The sequence below is a fragment of the Polaribacter dokdonensis genome, assembly GCF_024362345.1.
Taxonomy (GTDB): domain Bacteria; phylum Bacteroidota; class Bacteroidia; order Flavobacteriales; family Flavobacteriaceae; genus Polaribacter; species Polaribacter dokdonensis.
The window spans coordinates 2373157-2390047 of sequence record NZ_CP101505.1; the positions used below are offsets into that span (position 1 = coordinate 2373157).

Sequence of the window (16891 nt, forward strand, 5' to 3'; positions counted from 1 at the left end):
ATTTTTATAATTTATAAGCCCTTCAAATACGAATACTTGAAGGGCTTCTTACAATTTGTACTTTTTTATTTTTTTACTCTTTCAGAAGCCTTTTCAACTTTAAGCTTTAAACCTTCTTTGTATGCAATAATTTTATCTAAAACACATTTATCTGAAGCTCCAATAATTTGAGCAGCTAAAATACCCGCATTTTTTGCACCATCTAAAGCTACTGTAGCAACAGGTACACCTCCAGGCATTTGTAAGATTGATAAAACAGAATCCCAGCCATCTATAGAATTTCTACTTTTTACAGGAACTCCAATTACAGGTAAAGGACTCATACTTGCAACCATTCCTGGTAAATGAGCAGCACCTCCAGCACCAGCAATTATAACTTTAATACCTCTAGAATGTGCATTTTTAGAATAATCAAAAAGTTTTTCTGGTGTTCTGTGAGCAGATACAATATCTACTTCTATTTGAATATCAAAACTTTCTAAAATGTCTATTGCTTCTTGCATTATTGGAAGATCTGAATCGCTTCCCATTATAATTCCTACCATTATTATTTGCTAATTACTCTTATTGTTTCTTTCACCTTTTGTGCTATTTCTCTTGCTTTATCAACATCAGCATTTACGATAGTTACATGCCCCATTTTTCTGAAAGGACGCGTTTCTTTTTTACCATAAATGTGTGGTGTTACACCATCAATTTTCAAAATATCATTTAAATTCTCGTAAACTACATCACCAGAAAAACCTTCTGCACCAACAAGATTTACCATTATTCCTGCTACTTTACTTGCTGTATTTCCTAAAGGAAGATTTAAAATAGAACGTAAATGTTGCTCAAATTGACTTGTATAACTAGCCTCAATTGAATAGTGACCAGAATTATGTGGTCTTGGAGCCACCTCATTCACTAAGATTTGATCATCTACAGTTTGAAACATTTCTACAGCTAATAAACCAACAAAATCTAATTTACTAACTACTTCTAATGCTACTTCTCTTGCTTTTTCTGCAACTTTAAAATCTATTCTTGCAGGGCAAATAACATATTCAACCTGGTTTGCCTCTGGATGAAATTCCATTTCAACTACAGGATATGTTGTTACTTCACCAGCTGCATTTCTTGCCACAATTACTGCTAATTCGTTTTTAAACGGAATTAACTTTTCTGTAATACACTCTACTTTTGGTAAGTTCTCTAAATCTTCAATATTTCTTACAATCTTAACTCCATTTCCATCATAACCAAAACGTGCAGCTTTCCATACAAAAGGAAAGTCGATAATATCATTTTCGTAAGAATGAATTAACTCTTGTAAATATGCATAATGAGAAAACTCTGCAGTTGGTATTTGATGGTCTGTATAAAAGTTTTTCTGACGTGCTTTGCTTTGAATAATTCTTAAATCTTTAGGCTTAGGATAAATAGCAACACCTTCTTCCTCTAATTTATCTAAGGCATCTAAATTTACCTTTTCTATTTCTATAGTTAGTAAGTCTACAGTTTTACCAAAATTGTAAACTGCATCAAAATCTAATAAATCTCCAACTACAAAAGTGTTGCAAATTTCTGCACATGGTGCATTTTGGTTACCATCTAAAATAGAAGTATGAATATCGAATTTTTGAGTTTCAGTAAGTAGCATTCTACCTAATTGACCTCCACCTAAAATTCCTAATTTAAAATCTGAAGAAAAATAATTTTTCACGATACTTTATGTTGTGTTTACGCAAAAATACGCATCTAAAATATAAGAAACTATTAAAAATTACTGATTCGAATTGTAGAACCATTTTTTGTTACTCTATACTCAATTGCTGGGCAATCAAAACCATCTTTTTGAGGAGCACCTCCAAAATCTACACTGTAAGTTCCTTCATCACAAGTGCATTTTAGTAGTCTATTTTCGAACGTCATTGGAGTAGTACAATCATTACTTGGACAAAAACGATCAAAAGCAACAAAATCAGTACCATTTTTATTAAAAAGAAGTATGCCTTTATTACCACCTGCAAGTTCTGCAAAACCACCTGGAGTTTGCGCATTAATTAAGCTTGGGTTGTTTAAATCTGTTACAACACTAACGTTAAAAGAACGTATACAATTGGTTAAATTGGTTGTATCTGAGCAACTTATAATTGTGCAAAAAAGAAGTAAACAAGCTATTTTTCTAAACATATTTATTTGCTGTTTCTTTAAAAACGATGACAAGTTACAAATATTTTGTACATTTGTAGTCTAATCTCATTCCTGAAAAGGCAATGAGATTTTTAAATTTACCTATAGAGGTTTTTTAAATAATCATCTATCGTTTTAATTTGAAGATGTCTGATATAGAAAACGATACATTAAATATAAATTACAATGAGTGATATTTCATATTATTCTCCTGAAGGATTAAAAAAATTGAAGGAAGAATTACACCAATTAGAACAAGTAGAAAGACCAAGAGTTACCCAAGAAATTGCAGATGCAAGAGATAAAGGTGATTTGAGTGAAAATGCAGAATACCATGCAGCAAAAGAAGAGCAATCTCACTTAGAAACTAAAATTGCAAAGCTTAAAAATGTAGTTGCAAATGCACGTATTTTAGATGAAAGTCAGTTAGACACTTCTAAGATTTTAATTCATTCTAATGTGAAAATTAAGAATACTGCAAATGGAATGGAGTTTTCTTATAGATTGGTTGCAGATTCTGAAACTGATGTAAGAAATGGAAAACTTTCTGTAAATTCACCTATTGGTAAAGGACTTTTAGGTAAACAAGTTGGTGATGTTGCAGAAATACAAGTACCAAGTGGAATTATGAAATTTGAAATTGTAGAAATTACAAGGTAATTCTGCATTTTAGAAACATTATAAATTCGGGTTTTGACACAGTCAAAACCCGAATTCTTTTTTATATTTACTCTAAATCATAATTTAATTTAAAATCTTATTTGATGAGCATTTTTACGAAAATAATTAACGGAGAAATACCTAGTTATAAAGTTGCTGAAGATGATAATTTTATCGCTTTTTTAGATATTAATCCTAATACAAAAGGCCATACATTGGTTGTTCCTAAAAAAGAAGAAAATAAGATTTTTGATTTATCTAAGGAAGAGTATTCTTTGCTAATGGATTTTTCATATAGAGTTGCAAAAGCTATAGAAAAAGCAGTGGAATGCAAACGAGTTGGTATGAGTGTTATTGGTTTAGAAGTACCTCATGTGCATGTGCATTTAATTCCTATTAATGAAATGGCTGATATGCAATTTCAACAAAAAGCAAAATTGTCTAATGAAGAGTTTGTTTCGTTAGCCAAAAGTATTGCTCAAAGTTTTGAGTAAGGAATAGTTCGTTACTAACATACTTATCGTTATTGACTTTGTTTATTTCGAAAGAAAACTACTAAATTCTGTCTAGTACAATCTGAAAGGTGGTTCCTTTATCAATCTCAGATTTTTTTACAAATATTTTTCCATTATGATAATCTTCTATAATTCTTTTAGATAAAGATAAACCCAAACCCCAACCACGTTTTTTGGTGGTGAAGCCAGGTTTAAAAATCTGTTTGAATAGTTTTTTAGGCATACCTTTACCTGTATCAGTAACCGTAATTTTTATTCGCTTCTGTTTGTTTTCAATCTTCAAGTTCAATTGGCCTTTACCAAGCATGGCATCAATTGCATTTTTAATTAAATTTTCTATTACCCAGCCAAATAACTCTGCATTTAAGTTGGCATAAATTTCATCATCATTACTAGAAAATGTAAAGGATATTTGCTTAGAACTTCTAGATTCTAAATAATCAAAAGCTTGTTCTGTTATAGTTACAATGTTTTCTTTTTTCAATTCTGGTTTAGATCCAATTTTAGAAAATCGGTTAGCGATTGTGTTTAATCTATGTACATCTTTTTCAATTTCTTCAATATAAGTCTCATCAACATTTTCCATTTTTAAAATCGAAATCCAACCCAATAAAGAAGATAGAGGTGTACCAATTTGATGCGCAGTTTCTTTAGCCATTCCTGTCCATAATTTATTGGTTTCAGAAGCTTTATTTGTTTTGTAAAACAAGTAAATGATTGCAAGAAATAAAATTAAAATTAATAAAAGCGCTAAAGGGTAGTAGGTAAGTTTGTCTAATAAATCTGAATCTCTATAATAGATATAATCTGTTTTGCCTAAATAATCAACTTTTATAGGTTGATTTTGGCTCTTCATAATTTCTAATTGTTCCTTTAGGTATTCAGGATCGTTTTCTTTTTTAGGATTGAGGTTATTTGACCCTTTAATTTTACCATCATCACCAACCAAAATAAAAGGTATGTCTTTTGTTTTGCTAATAATACTTAAAGGTAAGTTAGAAATATTCTGATCTAGGTCTGCTAAACTTTCTGTGTTTAGCTCTTTAATAGCTTCACCATGAATTTCCATTTTAGCTCTTTCAGCCAACTTAAATTTTTGAAAAAAGCGATAGGTATTCCAAAGAATTAAGGTTACAATTACCAACGATACTAATAGCGTAATTCGTTTAAATAGAAGGGTGTTAGAGAATAACTTCATGAAAAACAAAGATAAGGTTTCTACAATATAACTCCTTTCAAGTTTAGATAGTATCTTTACATCACTAAAATTTATATTATGCTTTCTATTGATCCAAAAGAAATTACTACTGGTAAATTACATGGTTATTTATTGGGTGCAATTGCACCAAGACCAATTGCTTTTGCAAGTACTGTAGATGCAAATGGTAATCCTAATTTATCACCTTATAGTTTTTTTAATGTGTTTAGCTCTAACCCACCAACTATAATATTTTCGCCTGCAAGAAGAGTTAGAGATAATACTATAAAACATACTTTAGAAAATGCAGAAGAAACTAAAGAAGTTGTAATTAATGTGGTGAATTATGATATTGTACAACAGATGTCTTTAAGTAGTACAGAGTATGCAAAAGGAGTTAATGAGTTTGATAAAGCTGGTTTTACCATGTTAAAATCAGACATTGTAAAACCTTTTAGAGTTGCAGAATCTCCAGTACAATTTGAATGTAAAGTAAAAGATATAATTTACACAGGTACAGAAGGTGGTGCAGGTAATTTAATAATATGTGAAGTTGTAAAATTACATGTTTCAGAAGATGTTTTAGCAGAAGATGGCTCTATAGATCAACATAAAATAGACTTAGTTGCTAGAGCAGGAGGTAGCTATTATTCTAGAGCTAGAGATGGCTTTTTCGAAATTCCGAAACCAATTGCAACTCTAGGTATTGGAGTAGATGCTATACCATCAGAAATAAGAAATAGCACCATATTAACTGGTAATAATTTAGGAATGTTAGGTAATGTAGAGCAATTACCAGATGCAGTAACTGTTGATAACTTTAGCAAAGAACATCCAGAATTTATTGGGTTAGAAACTGTAAAAAAACATACATTTGCTCAAGAGTTTTTAAGTAAAAATGATGTAGAAAGTGCTTGGAAAGTACTTTTATTAAAATAAGTATTATGGAAGTTATTGGAAAAATAAAATTAATTGGAGACGTACAAACATTTGGGTCTAATGGATTTAGAAAAAGAGAATTAGTTGTTACAACTGATGAGCAATATCCTCAAATGATTATGGTAGAATTTGTACAAGACAAAACAGATTTACTAAACAATTATAGTGTAGGTCAAGACGTAAAAGTTTCTATTAACTTAAGAGGTAGAGAGTGGATTAATCCTCAAGGAGAAGCAAAATACTTTAACTCTATTCAAGGTTGGAGAATCGAAAACTTATCTTCTGCACCACAAGCAGGTAATTTACCTCCAGTAGATCAATTTGAACCAGCAAGCAATGTTTCTAATGATGAACCAGATGATTTACCATTCTAGGTTTCACAGATTATAAAGCAAAAAAAGAGAGAATTCATTTAATGAATTCTCTCTTTTTTTATGTAATATATTTTAATTTTGATGAAAAATTAGTTCTCTTTTTTCTTTGGCATTGGCCCTCTTAAATGAATAATTAGTCCGTTTAAAAAATTGCGTAAAAATTGATCTCCACATTCTACATATTTAGGATGATCTTCTTTTCTAAAAATTGCACCTAATTCGCCTTTGGTTACCTTAAAATCAACTAAAGCACAAATATCTATAATATCTGTATCTCTAAGTTTATGAGCAACTCTTAGTTTCTTAAAAATATCATTGTTTGTTAATCCCATGCAACAAAGGTAAGGTTTTAATGCACCACTTTAAAAATTGCCCAACCATAAATGGCATATCTAGCCAATCTAAATAAACCAAAGAATACAACATTTTTAAAAGGGTACTTAATCATACCTGCAGTTAAACATGCAATTGCAAATGGTAAAGGTAAAAGTGCACCTACTAAAATTAAAACGCCACCCCATTTTTTAATGTTCTGTAAACTCTTAGCCATTTTAACTTCTAAATACAACCTTACTTTTTCTATTTTTGAAATATACTTACCAATAAAGTAAGAAATTAAACCACCACAATAAGATAAAACTGCTAAGATGGATAAGTTTATAATTGGGTCATCAGTTTTCTTTGTCCAAGCTATAAAAATTTCTGGCGGAATTAATCCTAACAAGCATTCTGATAAGAAGAAAGTAACTAAAACAGTACCTCTAGAAAATGTTTCTGTAAAATGACGCAAACCATCATTTATATTATAGACATATTTATTGAAAAGAAAAATTAAAAGAATAACTCCTAAAATAGGCAGAATTGCACTTTTTAAATTTTTACCAACAAACGAATAAAATCCAGTTCTCTCATAATATTTATGAGTTAACTTAAATCTTTTTGTTTTTGATTTTTGTCTTTTTTGTCTTTTTGCCATTTAATTCTTTCCTCTCTTCAAAACAGTTTGCAAAAATAATGCAATAATCTCTAAATTTTAAGTTAAAATCAAAATTAAACCATTCCTTTGTAAATAGTAAATTCGTAATACTTAGATTTTTAAGATGATTTGGCTTTCAGACAAAATTCAATTTCCTGATTACGCATACACTACCAAAGATGGAATTATAGCTTTGGGTGGAGATTTATCCATTGAAAGACTAATTTTTGCTTATAAAAATGGAATCTTTCCTTGGTTTTCAGAAGATGAACCTATTGTTTGGTATTGTCCTCTAAAAAGAATGGTATTGTATCCAAAAGATTTAAAAGTGTCTAAATCTATGCAAAAGCTAATAAAGAAGAACGTGTTTACAATTACTGAAAATCAGAATTTTGAAGAGGTGATTTTCAATTGTAAAACCATCGATAGAAATGATGGTTTAGGTACTTGGATTACCAATGAAATGCAAGAAGCGTATATTAATTTGCATAAAAAAGGAATAGCAAAATCTATAGAAGTTTGGCAAAATAACAACTTAGTTGGTGGTTTATATGGCTTAGAAATTAATGGTATTTTTTGTGGAGAAAGTATGTTTTCAAAAGTATCTAATGCCTCTAAATTTGCCTTTATACATTTAGTGAAAAATAAAATTTATAAGTTGATAGATTGCCAAGTTTATAATCCTCATTTAGCAAGTTTAGGAGCCAAAGAGATTGATAGAGAGGTTTTTCTGAAAATATTAAAAAGTAAAAACTAATTTTTTTTATTTCAATATTTTATCAAAAATAATTACATTGCAATTCTAATCAGCCAACTTATGAATACCTTCCTAAAAATTTTGTTAACAGCTTTAGCTGTTATTTTGTTGTCTAATATTTTACCTGGAGTTGCAATTTCAGGATATTTATCTGCCATTATTGTTGCTGTGGTTATTGCATTATTAAACATGTTTGTAAGACCTTTATTGGTGTTTTTTACATTGCCTGCAACATTGGTAACTTTTGGGCTCTTCTTATTTGTAATTAATGCTATTATTATTCTTTTAGCGGATAAATTAGTAGATGGTTTTTCTGTGTCTGGTTTCTTTGCTGCACTGTTTTTTAGTATTCTATTATCAATCTTTAGATCATTCTTATTCTCTTTATTTAAAGAGAAAAAATAGTACTACAATTCATTTAAATATGTATGAATTTGGCTAACAGCCATAGAACCTTCTCCAACAGCAGAAGCAACTCTTTTTACAGAACCTTTACGTACATCACCAACAGCAAAAATACCTGGAATACTAGCCTCTAAAGATTGTGGTTCTCGTTTTTTATAAATATCACAATCTGTTAAATTCTCTTTGATTAATAATTCTCCTGTACAAATAAAGCCAAGTTTATCTGTAACAATAATATCATTTAACCAAGATGTATTGGGTGCAGCACCTATGAAAGAAAATAAGTTTGATGTCTCTATTTCTGAGGTTTCAGAACCATTTGTCGTAAGTGTAATTTTCTCTAAATGATGATCACCTTCTAAATTCGTTACTTCTGTATTTATATGAACATCTATAGTTTTAGAGGCGTTAATTCTTTGTACTAAATAATCACTCATTTTTGCACCTAAATCTTCTCCTCTAATAACAATATGTACCTTCTTTGCTGTTTTTGATAAAAACATGGCTGCTTGTCCTGCAGAATTTCCTCCACCTATAATTACCACTTCTTGATTTTCGCAGTTAGAAACATCCATACCAGTTGCAGAATAGTAAATGCCACAACCTTCAAATGCTTCTACATTATCTATTGGTAATTTTCTATAGGCAGCACCAGTTGCAATAAGTAAGGCTTTAGACCTTATGAGCTTACCATTAGTTGCACAAACCGTAAAATGATCTTTGTTATACTCTAAACTTTGTGCTCTATGAGGAATGGATATATTACAACCAAATTTCTGGGCTTGGATGTAAGCTCTGTTAGCTAATTCACTACCAGAAATTCCTGTTGGAAACCCTAAATAATTTTCAATTTTAGAACTTTTTCCTGCTTGTCCTCCAGGAGCTTCACTATCTATTGTAACAACACTTAATCCTTCAGATGCAGCATAGACACTCGCTGCCAAACCAGAAGGCCCAGCTCCAATTACCAGAACATCAAAAATTTTATCCTCAAAATCCATTAGAACTCCACTATAAGTTGCCAATTGTTCTATAGACGGATTTTTACAAATTTTAGAATTTCTATTGATTAAAAAAGGTAAATCACTTTCAGATAAATCAAAATATTTTAATAAATCGTTGGCTTCTTTTTTTGTGTCTATATCTATAAAATTATACCAAATATGGTTTTTTTCTAGAAAATCTCTAATAGCATAGGTTTCTGTAGAATTGCCTGAACCAACAAGCTTTAACCCTCCAGCAATTTCATTTAAAACAGTTTCTTGTCTTAATAGAAAAGCATCCAATAAAACATCACTTAAATCACTATTCTTTCTAATTGCCTCTTTAAGTTGAGCGGATTTTATGCGCAAAATTTTAGTGCCTTTTTTAGCAATTGCATCAAACTGTGCAGCTCTATGTGAAAGCATTCCACTATCTCCTGTAAATTCGTACTTTTTATGAACCACAATATCTTTATCATTGTAGGCATCATAAATGCGAATTTTACCTTCTAAAACTACAAAAAAATCGTATTGTTTATCGCCAGAAGTAAATAAGGTACATTGTTCTTTACAGGTTTCTTTAGTACCAAATTCTTCTAATTTTTTTATTTGGTTGTAGCTTAATTCTGGAAATCTTGAATCTTTCATAATTCCAAATATAGAATATTTGAAACTCAATTATGTTAAAAGGCAGCACGTTTTAATCTGTCATTCATCGATTTTCCTAAACCAAAATCTGGCAGTTTTTCTACAATAATTACATCTAAATTTAAATGATCTAATTGATGCATAGCATCGTACAAATTAGAAGCTGCTTCTTGTAAATCTAGTGAAGTAGATAGCATAATTTCTTCAGCAACCATTTTGGTTTTGTAAGATTTAGAAAATGATAAAACCCCTATTCTAGAAGCAGAATTCTTTTTAATTTCACTTTCCATAGCTGTAGTTAAAATAGTTTTAGTAGTTGGGGCATAATGCTTTTTTAGCATTCCAGGGGCATCTGGGTTTTTCTCTTTTTCATTCATTACAGCAACAGAACCTACAACACTTTCTATTTCTTCTATAGCCAAAGCTCCCAATCTATAAATAATAGGTTCACCAGCCTCAAAACCAATTATGGTGGACTCAATTCCGTTTTTACAAGTTCCACCATCTAAAACCATTTTAAGTTTATCTTTAAAGTAACGTTCTACGTGTTCTGGTTTGGTTGGACTTATATTATTAAACGGATTTGCACTTGGTGCAGCTAATGGAAATGATAGTTTCCTTAATAGTTCTAAAGTGGTGCTATGATTTGGAATTCTAACAGCTACAGTATTTTTACCAGCTGTAATTAAATCTGGAATATTTTTACTTTTTTTTAAGACTAAAGTCATAGAGCCAGGCCAAAATTTCTCTGCAAGCAGTTTTGCTTTTTCAGGAATTTCATCAACAATTTTGCTTAATTGATCTAAACCAGAAATATGCACTATTAAAGGATTAAAAAGAGGCCTTTGCTTGGTTTCAAAAATAGACTGAATCGCTTTTTCACTATAAATATTACCAGCTAAACCATACACAGTTTCTGTAGGAATTGCAACCAATTCTTCATTTTCTAATATAGAAATTGCTTTTTGTATGTCTTTAGAAATAATGCTCATGGGCCACAAAATTACATATAAAATACTTTTATTACTCTAAAAATCAGCATCAACTTTAAATGTCATTTTTTCATTCGTTGTTGGGTGTAAAAATGAAATGTATTCTGCATGCAAATGTAATCTGTTAGATTTTTCACCATACAAGTCGTCTCCAATAATAGGTGTATTTAATCCGTTTTTATGGGCTGCATGCACTCTAAGTTGATGAGTTCTGCCTGTTATTGGGTAAAAATAAACACGAGTTTTATTGTCTTTTTTTGCGATTACTGTCCATCTTGTTTCAGCATTTTTACCATGTATAAAATCTACTAATTGTTTTGGCCTATCATCTAAATCTACTCTTAATGGCAATTTAATTTTACCACTTTCTTTAGGTAAATGACCATCTAACAAAGCAATATATCTCTTTTTAACTGTTCTATTAATAAACTGACTTTGCAGTTTTTTATTAGCTTCTTTGGTTTTTGTGAGTACTAAAATACCAGATGTAGACATATCTAACCTGTGCACAATTAATGGGCCAGTTGCATTAGGGTATTGTTTTTTAATTCTTGTATAAACAGAATCTGTAATGGTTTTACCTGGCACAGATAAAAATTCTGATGGCTTATTTACAATTATCAAATCATCGTCTTCAAAAATAATTTCTAATTGTTTTTCAGCTGATAAATTTTCTAACAATACATTAGAATCCATAGTTGTGCCTTTAAGCATATGCCCTAAAATAGGCTTGCATCTACTTTGACAGGCAGGATAATAATTTTGATGTTTTCTAACAGCTGAATTTGGTGAAATTCCCCACCAAAACTCGGCCATGCAAATGGGTTTTAAATGATTAGCAAAAGCATACTGTAGTAATTTAGGAGCAGCACATTCTCCTGAACCTGCAGGAGGTTGCAAATCTGGATCATTAAAAATATCCAATAAACTTTTTAAGTTTTTATCCTTGTCTAAAAATGCATATTTACTAAAAAGTGTTTGCTGTAAGAAATTTGATTTTTCTTTTCGTTCACTTTTTAAAACCTCTATTTGTTTGGTGTAAAAGTTTACTTTTTTCTTTAAATTATGTAGTTTATCATCATAATAAGCTACTAATTCTTTGTAAAAAAACTGCTGATTGTAACTTTCTTGTTTTAAAGATTTTTCTAGATTTTGATAGTCTAAAATATTTAAAGATTTTTTAGCTTCTTTCTTTTTTTGCTTTCTTAAAGACCTTGCTTTATTTATTTTTTTACGTTGATAGTCTAAATCTTTTACAATTGTATTTTCTAAATCTTCTAGTTTTTTTAAGTATTCTTTATAATCTGGGTTTTTATGAATCTCGGTTAACTGTGCATTTATTGCGTCAATTTCTAGTTCTCCTTTAATGTAGAAACTACCTTCAGTTCTCATGTTAAAAACTGGAGGAACAAATTTTTCGGGTAAACTTTTGTCTTGTAATTTACCTGAAAATGATGCTAAATACCCAATTTGATTTTCGGCATTTTGTACTACTAAAACTCCAAACATTTTACCAATGGCATTCTCTAGATGATCCTCATTTAGTCCAAAATTGTGCTTAAAATCGGTTTTATATTTTAAATAACCTTGTAATTCTTTAGATGCAATTATTGCTAAAGCATGTGGTTGATAATAAAAAGGAAATGTAAATTTCTCTGGTAATTCAATATCAGAAATATCCTTTTTAAAAAAATGAAAATGTTTTGGTATCATAGTATTCGTGGGCAAAGATACTTAGTTTAGTACTATTTAATTGTTAGATTAAACAGCAAATTATAGAACTCCCAATTTATTCATAGAGTTAAAATTTACTTTTATTGCGTTAAGCTAAGGTTTGCTATTCTACTAGATTTGTATCAAACAAAATAGAGAATTATGAAAACGATAAAAATGAAATCAATAAAATTATTCGCAACTGTTTTAACTGTAACAAGTTTTATGATGGTTTCTTGTGATGTAAAAAAAGATAACACTAATAATGAAGAAGTAATTGAGGTTGTAGAAGTAGAGGAAGACAAAATTGATGTAAATTCTGATATGGATTCTAAAGAATTGGCAGAAGTTGAGGTTAAAACCAGAACTTATAAAATGAGAGAAAAGCAAGAACCAATTGTTTATGATTTAGATGCAAATGGTATTGCTGGTTTTGATGATTGGAGAGATTATACTGTAGTAAATTATGAACTTGCAGAAATTAGAAAAGCAAAATATATTACTACTGCTCAACGTGTTAAAAACATGAATTATAGAATAGCCAATTTAGGAAATTCAATTCCTGCTTGGTTAAAGACAGAAGAAGTTATGGAAGATGTAGCTGATGTTCAGAAAGAATATTTAGAATTGATTGAAGATGCTAATGCTTCTGAAAATGAAATGAAAGAAAATTTAGAAGAGTTAACAGAGAAATTTGATGATTTAAAAGAAGAATTAGATGAAACTGTTCAGCAATATGTAAAAATTCATGAAAGTGCAATTGAAGAATTCAATGAAGAATTTAAAAAAGGAAAAATTGAAGCTGCAATTGAAGAATACAATGAAGAAATTAAAAAGATGGATAAAATTGTAGAAAATAAATAATACAATTCGCTTAGAAAAAGAAATAAAAATTGAGAAAGAGAAGAAAAGAGGTAGATTTTAATCTACCTCTTTTGTTATTCAATCTTTTTGTATTGAAAACTATTAAACCAAACCGTATTTTTTCTTTCAGAAGGTTTATCTCCCATAAAAGAGAGGTTTTCTAAACTACAATGTACTTTAAATTCAATATTGCTGCTTACCTCTGTTTGCAATTCTTTCACCAAAATATTATTAATATACCATTTTACAAAATACAAGCCTTTATTATCAATTAATTCCATTTTAAAACTAGCATAACTGCTCATTTTTACTTTATATTGACTTGAGTTTGAAGGTTCAAATTGAGATACACAATATACTAGTGCCTCATTGTTGTTTAATTGAAGTTTTTCTCTTAGTTTTCTTTTGCCTGAACCAATTTCGAAATCAAACTCAAACTCTTTCTTTTCATTATGGTATAAAAAGGCACCAACACTAACTTGCTCATAGAGTGTAAATTCAGGTATTAAAATTCGCCAAGTATAGCTACCAGTTGTAAATTTTTTTTTGCTTCTAATTTTTACTCGATCTTTAGAATTTGGTCTTGTAGAAAGTTTTAAATTTTCATCCTCTATTAAATAAGTAGCAGGACTTTTCCAAGAGTTATTTATCCAATTATCGCTAAAGGTTTTTTGGTTGTTAAAGTTTTCTATAAAAATCAAATTTTCCGTTTTTAGATTTTTAGTTGAACTACAAGAAATCAAAGTAAATATGAATATTATAAAGTATATTCTTTTTAATTTATAATTCATAACATCGATTGATAAATTGACTCTGTTTGGTAGGCTATTATTTTCAATAATATTAATGTGCTTGTAGCCAATTTTGTCCAATTCCCATTTCTACATCTAATGGAACAGTCATTTTAAAAGCATTTTCCATTTCATCCTTTATGATTGGTTTAATAATTTCTAATTCGTCTTTATGAGCATCAAAAACCAATTCATCATGAACTTGTAATAACATTTTAGATTTAAAACCTTCTTTCAAAAATCGTTTATGAATGTTAATCATTGCTAGTTTTATAATATCTGCTGCAGAACCTTGTATTGGTGCATTTACAGCATTTCTTTCAGCACCACTTCTAACCATAGCATTTCTAGAATTAATATCTTTTAAATACCTACGTCTGTTTAAAACAGTTTCTACATAACCATGTTCTCTTGCAAAATCTACTTGAGCAGACATGTATGCTTTTAATTTAGGATAGGTTTCATAGTAGGTGTCAATTAATTCTTTTGCTTCACCTCTGCTTAAATCTGTTTGGTTGCTTAAACCAAATGCAGAAACCCCATAAACAATACCAAAGTTTACAGTTTTAGCATTACTTCTTTGTTCACGAGTAACATCCTTTATATCAACCCCAAAAACTTTAGCAGCTGTAGAAGCATGAATGTCTTCGCCATTTTTAAAAGCATTAATCATGGTTTCTTCCTTACTTAAAGCAGCAATAATTCGTAATTCAATTTGGCTATAATCTGCAGCCAGTAATACATAATTATCATCTTTAGGCACAAATGCTTTACGCACTTCACGTCCTCTTTCTGTTCTAATAGGTATGTTCTGTAAGTTTGGATTGTTTGAACTCAATCTACCAGTTGCAGCCACAGCTTGCATGTATTGTGTATGAATTCTACCTGTTTTTGGGTTGATTTCATTAGGTAAGGCATCTACATATGTGCTTTGCAGTTTTTTGTATTGCCTGTATTCTTGAATGTCTCTAATTATTTTATGGTCTTTTGCCAAGAATGATAAGATGTCTTCACCAGTTTTATACTGACCCGTTTTTGTCTTTTTAGGCTTATCTACCAATTTCATGTTTTCGAACAAAACAATACCTAATTGTTTAGGAGATGCAATATTAAATTCTTCTCCTGCTTGTTCGTAAATGTCTTTTTCTAATCTGTTGATATCATCAGTTAAAGCTGTAGAAAGTTGTTTTAAAAATTTTGTATCAACATTAATCCCTTCAATTTCCATAGCTGTTAAAACAGAAACTAAAGGCAATTCTACGTTATTAAAAAGTTCAGTAACATTGCCACTTTCTAACTCTTTTGTAAAATGTTGTTTTAATTGATAAGTAATATCTGCATCTTCAACAGCATATTCTGTTTGGTCTTTAATAGGTACAACTCTCATAGAAAGTTGATTTTTACCTTTTTTACCAATCAATTCTGTTATTGAAACAGGTTGATAGTTTAAATACGTCTCAGCCAAAACATCCATATTGTGCCTCATATCTGGATTAATTAGATAATGAGCAATCATGGTATCAAACAGCTTACCTTTGACAGGCATGTTGTAGTTTGATAATACTTTAATGTCGTATTTTAAATTATGACCAACTTTTTCTATTGTTTCAGCTTCAAAAAATGGCCTGAATTCTTCTAAGATAGTTTTAGTTTCTTCTTGATTTTCTGGAAATGAAACATAATATCCCTTACCATTTTCGTATGAAAACGCAATTCCTATTAACTCAACTTCTAACGCTTTTAAACCAGTAGTTTCAGTATCAAAACAAACAGAATTTTGTTGCATTAATTTTTTAATTAATAATTTACGTGATAAAACACTATCTATATGTTGATAAAAATGATTAGTGTTTTCTATAGTTTTAAACCCAGATAAACTTTCTTCTTGAGTTATGCTCCCAGAACCAGGAGCTGCAAATAAATCGAACTGACCTTCTGCATTTGTGGCTGCTTTTTTGGGAGTATCTGTATTTTTTGATGAATTATCAGAAGCGTTGGTTGTAGTTTCTGTGGCAAATGTTTTTAAGAAATTGGTTAATAGTTGTCTAAACTCTAATTCATTAAAAATTTCTTTTACTTTTTCTACATCTGGCTGATCTAAAGTAAAGTCTTTAGCATTAAAAGTAACAGGCACATCTAACATAATTGTAGCTAACTTTTTAGAAAGTAGACCAAGTTCGCCATTTGCTTCAACCTTTTCTTTCATTTTACCTTTTAGCTGATCTGTGTTAGCTAATAAGCCTTCCATAGAACCAAACTGAGCTAAAAATTTCTTTGCGGTTTTTTCTCCAACTCCAGGTAAACCAGGAATGTTATCTGCAGAATCACCCATCATTCCTAAAAAATCTATGACTTGTAAAGGATCTGTAACTTGGAATTTCTCTAAAACTTCAGGCACTCCCCAAATATCATAACCACCTCCAAAACGTGGTTTGTACATAAAAATATTTTCAGATACTAATTGTGCAAAATCTTTATCTGGTGTAACCATAAAGGTTTTATAACCTTCTTTTTCTGCTTGTTTAGAAAGTGTACCAATAACATCATCTGCTTCAAAACCTTCTTTAACCATAATTGGTATGTGCATGGCTTCTAATATACTACAGATATATGGTATTGCTTGTGTAATTGGTTCTGGAGTAGCATCTCTGTTGGCTTTGTATTCCTGAAACATCTTCACTCTGTCTGCACTACCACCTTTATCAAAACAAACTGCTAAATGATCTGGTCTTTCACGTTTGATAACATCTAAAAGTGAGTTCATAAAACCCATAATAGCAGAAGTGTCTAAGCCTTTAGAATTTATTCTTGGGTTTTTAATAAATGCGTAATATCCTCTAAATATTAATGCGTAAGCATCAACTAGAAATAGTCTTTTTTGATCTGCCATTTTATCTTTCT

At 30.0% G+C, this 16891-nt stretch carries 18 protein-coding genes; 7 read left to right on the forward strand and 11 right to left on the reverse strand.

All coding sequences use genetic code 11. The features are described from left to right. Positions 1-65: 65 nt before the first annotated feature. Genes purE through LPB302_RS10550 form a run of 3 tightly spaced genes read right to left on the reverse strand, consistent with a single transcriptional unit; the run spans position 66 to position 2175 of the window. Positions 66-545, reverse strand: a complete 480-nt coding sequence (gene purE / locus LPB302_RS10540; RefSeq protein ID WP_053973583.1) for a 5-(carboxyamino)imidazole ribonucleotide mutase — start codon at positions 543-545, stop codon at positions 66-68. 2 nt (positions 546-547) lie between these two features. Continuing rightward, positions 548-1705 (reverse strand): 5-(carboxyamino)imidazole ribonucleotide synthase, encoded by a 1158-nt coding sequence (locus LPB302_RS10545; protein WP_053973582.1) that lies wholly within the window; start codon positions 1703-1705, stop codon positions 548-550. A gap of 53 nt (positions 1706-1758) precedes the next feature. Beyond that, positions 1759-2175, reverse strand: coding sequence for a Rieske (2Fe-2S) protein (locus LPB302_RS10550; RefSeq protein ID WP_053973581.1), 417 nt, complete (start codon positions 2173-2175; stop codon positions 1759-1761). Between the two features lie 186 nt (positions 2176-2361). On the opposite strand from LPB302_RS10550, the gene greA reads away from it, so the two are divergent. After that, positions 2362-2835 (forward strand): transcription elongation factor GreA, encoded by a 474-nt coding sequence (gene greA, locus LPB302_RS10555; protein WP_053973580.1) that lies wholly within the window; start codon positions 2362-2364, stop codon positions 2833-2835. 104 nt (positions 2836-2939) lie between these two features. Continuing rightward, the gene (locus LPB302_RS10560) at positions 2940-3329 is read left to right on the forward strand and encodes an HIT family protein (protein WP_053973579.1); all 390 of its coding nucleotides are present in this window, start codon (positions 2940-2942) and stop codon (positions 3327-3329) included. 61 nt (positions 3330-3390) lie between these two features. Here the strand turns inward: LPB302_RS10560 and LPB302_RS10565 are convergent, their stop codons facing one another. Beyond that, entirely contained in the window at positions 3391-4548 is a 1158-nt protein-coding gene (locus LPB302_RS10565) for a sensor histidine kinase (protein ID WP_053973578.1), read from the reverse strand. Between the two features lie 78 nt (positions 4549-4626). Here LPB302_RS10565 and LPB302_RS10570 point away from each other — a divergent pair, with 78 nt between their 5' ends. Then, positions 4627-5487, forward strand: a complete 861-nt coding sequence (locus LPB302_RS10570; RefSeq protein WP_053973577.1) for a flavin reductase family protein — start codon at positions 4627-4629, stop codon at positions 5485-5487. A gap of 5 nt (positions 5488-5492) precedes the next feature. Then, positions 5493-5861 (forward strand): DUF3127 domain-containing protein, encoded by a 369-nt coding sequence (locus LPB302_RS10575; protein ID WP_053975291.1) that lies wholly within the window; start codon positions 5493-5495, stop codon positions 5859-5861. 89 nt (positions 5862-5950) lie between these two features. Here the strand turns inward: LPB302_RS10575 and LPB302_RS10580 are convergent, their stop codons facing one another. Next, the gene (locus tag LPB302_RS10580) at positions 5951-6193 is read right to left on the reverse strand and encodes a DUF1456 family protein (RefSeq protein WP_053973576.1); all 243 of its coding nucleotides are present in this window, start codon (positions 6191-6193) and stop codon (positions 5951-5953) included. Between the two features lie 17 nt (positions 6194-6210). Beyond that, positions 6211-6837, reverse strand: coding sequence for a YqaA family protein (locus LPB302_RS10585; RefSeq protein ID WP_053973575.1), 627 nt, complete (start codon positions 6835-6837; stop codon positions 6211-6213). A 124-nt stretch (positions 6838-6961) separates the two neighbouring features. On the opposite strand from LPB302_RS10585, the gene aat reads away from it, so the two are divergent. Then, a complete protein-coding gene (gene aat, locus LPB302_RS10590; protein ID WP_053973574.1) occupies positions 6962-7594 on the forward strand; it encodes a leucyl/phenylalanyl-tRNA--protein transferase in 633 nt (210 codons plus the stop codon). 60 nt (positions 7595-7654) lie between these two features. Continuing rightward, positions 7655-7999, forward strand: a complete 345-nt coding sequence (locus LPB302_RS10595) for a phage holin family protein (protein ID WP_053973573.1) — start codon at positions 7655-7657, stop codon at positions 7997-7999. A gap of 2 nt (positions 8000-8001) precedes the next feature. Here LPB302_RS10595 and LPB302_RS10600 read toward each other — a convergent pair whose 3' ends face one another. From LPB302_RS10600 to LPB302_RS10610, 3 genes are read right to left on the reverse strand one after another with little or no spacing between them, the layout of a single operon-like run. Continuing rightward, on the reverse strand, positions 8002-9630 hold the full coding sequence (locus LPB302_RS10600) for an FAD-dependent oxidoreductase (RefSeq protein ID WP_053973572.1): 1629 nt from the start codon (positions 9628-9630) through the stop codon (positions 8002-8004). Positions 9631-9665: 35 nt separating this feature from the next. Further along, positions 9666-10622 carry an L-threonylcarbamoyladenylate synthase gene (locus tag LPB302_RS10605; protein WP_053973571.1) on the reverse strand — a complete coding sequence of 319 codons (957 nt, stop codon included), beginning with the start codon at positions 10620-10622 and terminating at the stop codon, positions 9666-9668. A 36-nt stretch (positions 10623-10658) separates the two neighbouring features. Next, positions 10659-12335, reverse strand: a complete 1677-nt coding sequence (locus LPB302_RS10610) for an RluA family pseudouridine synthase (RefSeq protein WP_053973570.1) — start codon at positions 12333-12335, stop codon at positions 10659-10661. A 162-nt stretch (positions 12336-12497) separates the two neighbouring features. Between LPB302_RS10610 and LPB302_RS10615 the strand changes: the two genes are divergently transcribed. After that, positions 12498-13199 (forward strand): hypothetical protein, encoded by a 702-nt coding sequence (locus LPB302_RS10615; RefSeq protein WP_053973569.1) that lies wholly within the window; start codon positions 12498-12500, stop codon positions 13197-13199. Between the two features lie 74 nt (positions 13200-13273). Here the strand turns inward: LPB302_RS10615 and LPB302_RS10620 are convergent, their stop codons facing one another. Together LPB302_RS10620 and polA are read right to left on the reverse strand one after the other, a co-directional pair. Further along, the gene (locus LPB302_RS10620; RefSeq protein WP_074613516.1) at positions 13274-13900 is read right to left on the reverse strand and encodes a LamG domain-containing protein; all 627 of its coding nucleotides are present in this window, start codon (positions 13898-13900) and stop codon (positions 13274-13276) included. Positions 13901-14042: 142 nt separating this feature from the next. Next, on the reverse strand, positions 14043-16880 hold the full coding sequence (polA, locus tag LPB302_RS10625) for a DNA polymerase I (protein ID WP_053973567.1): 2838 nt from the start codon (positions 16878-16880) through the stop codon (positions 14043-14045). Positions 16881-16891 lie beyond the last annotated feature (11 nt).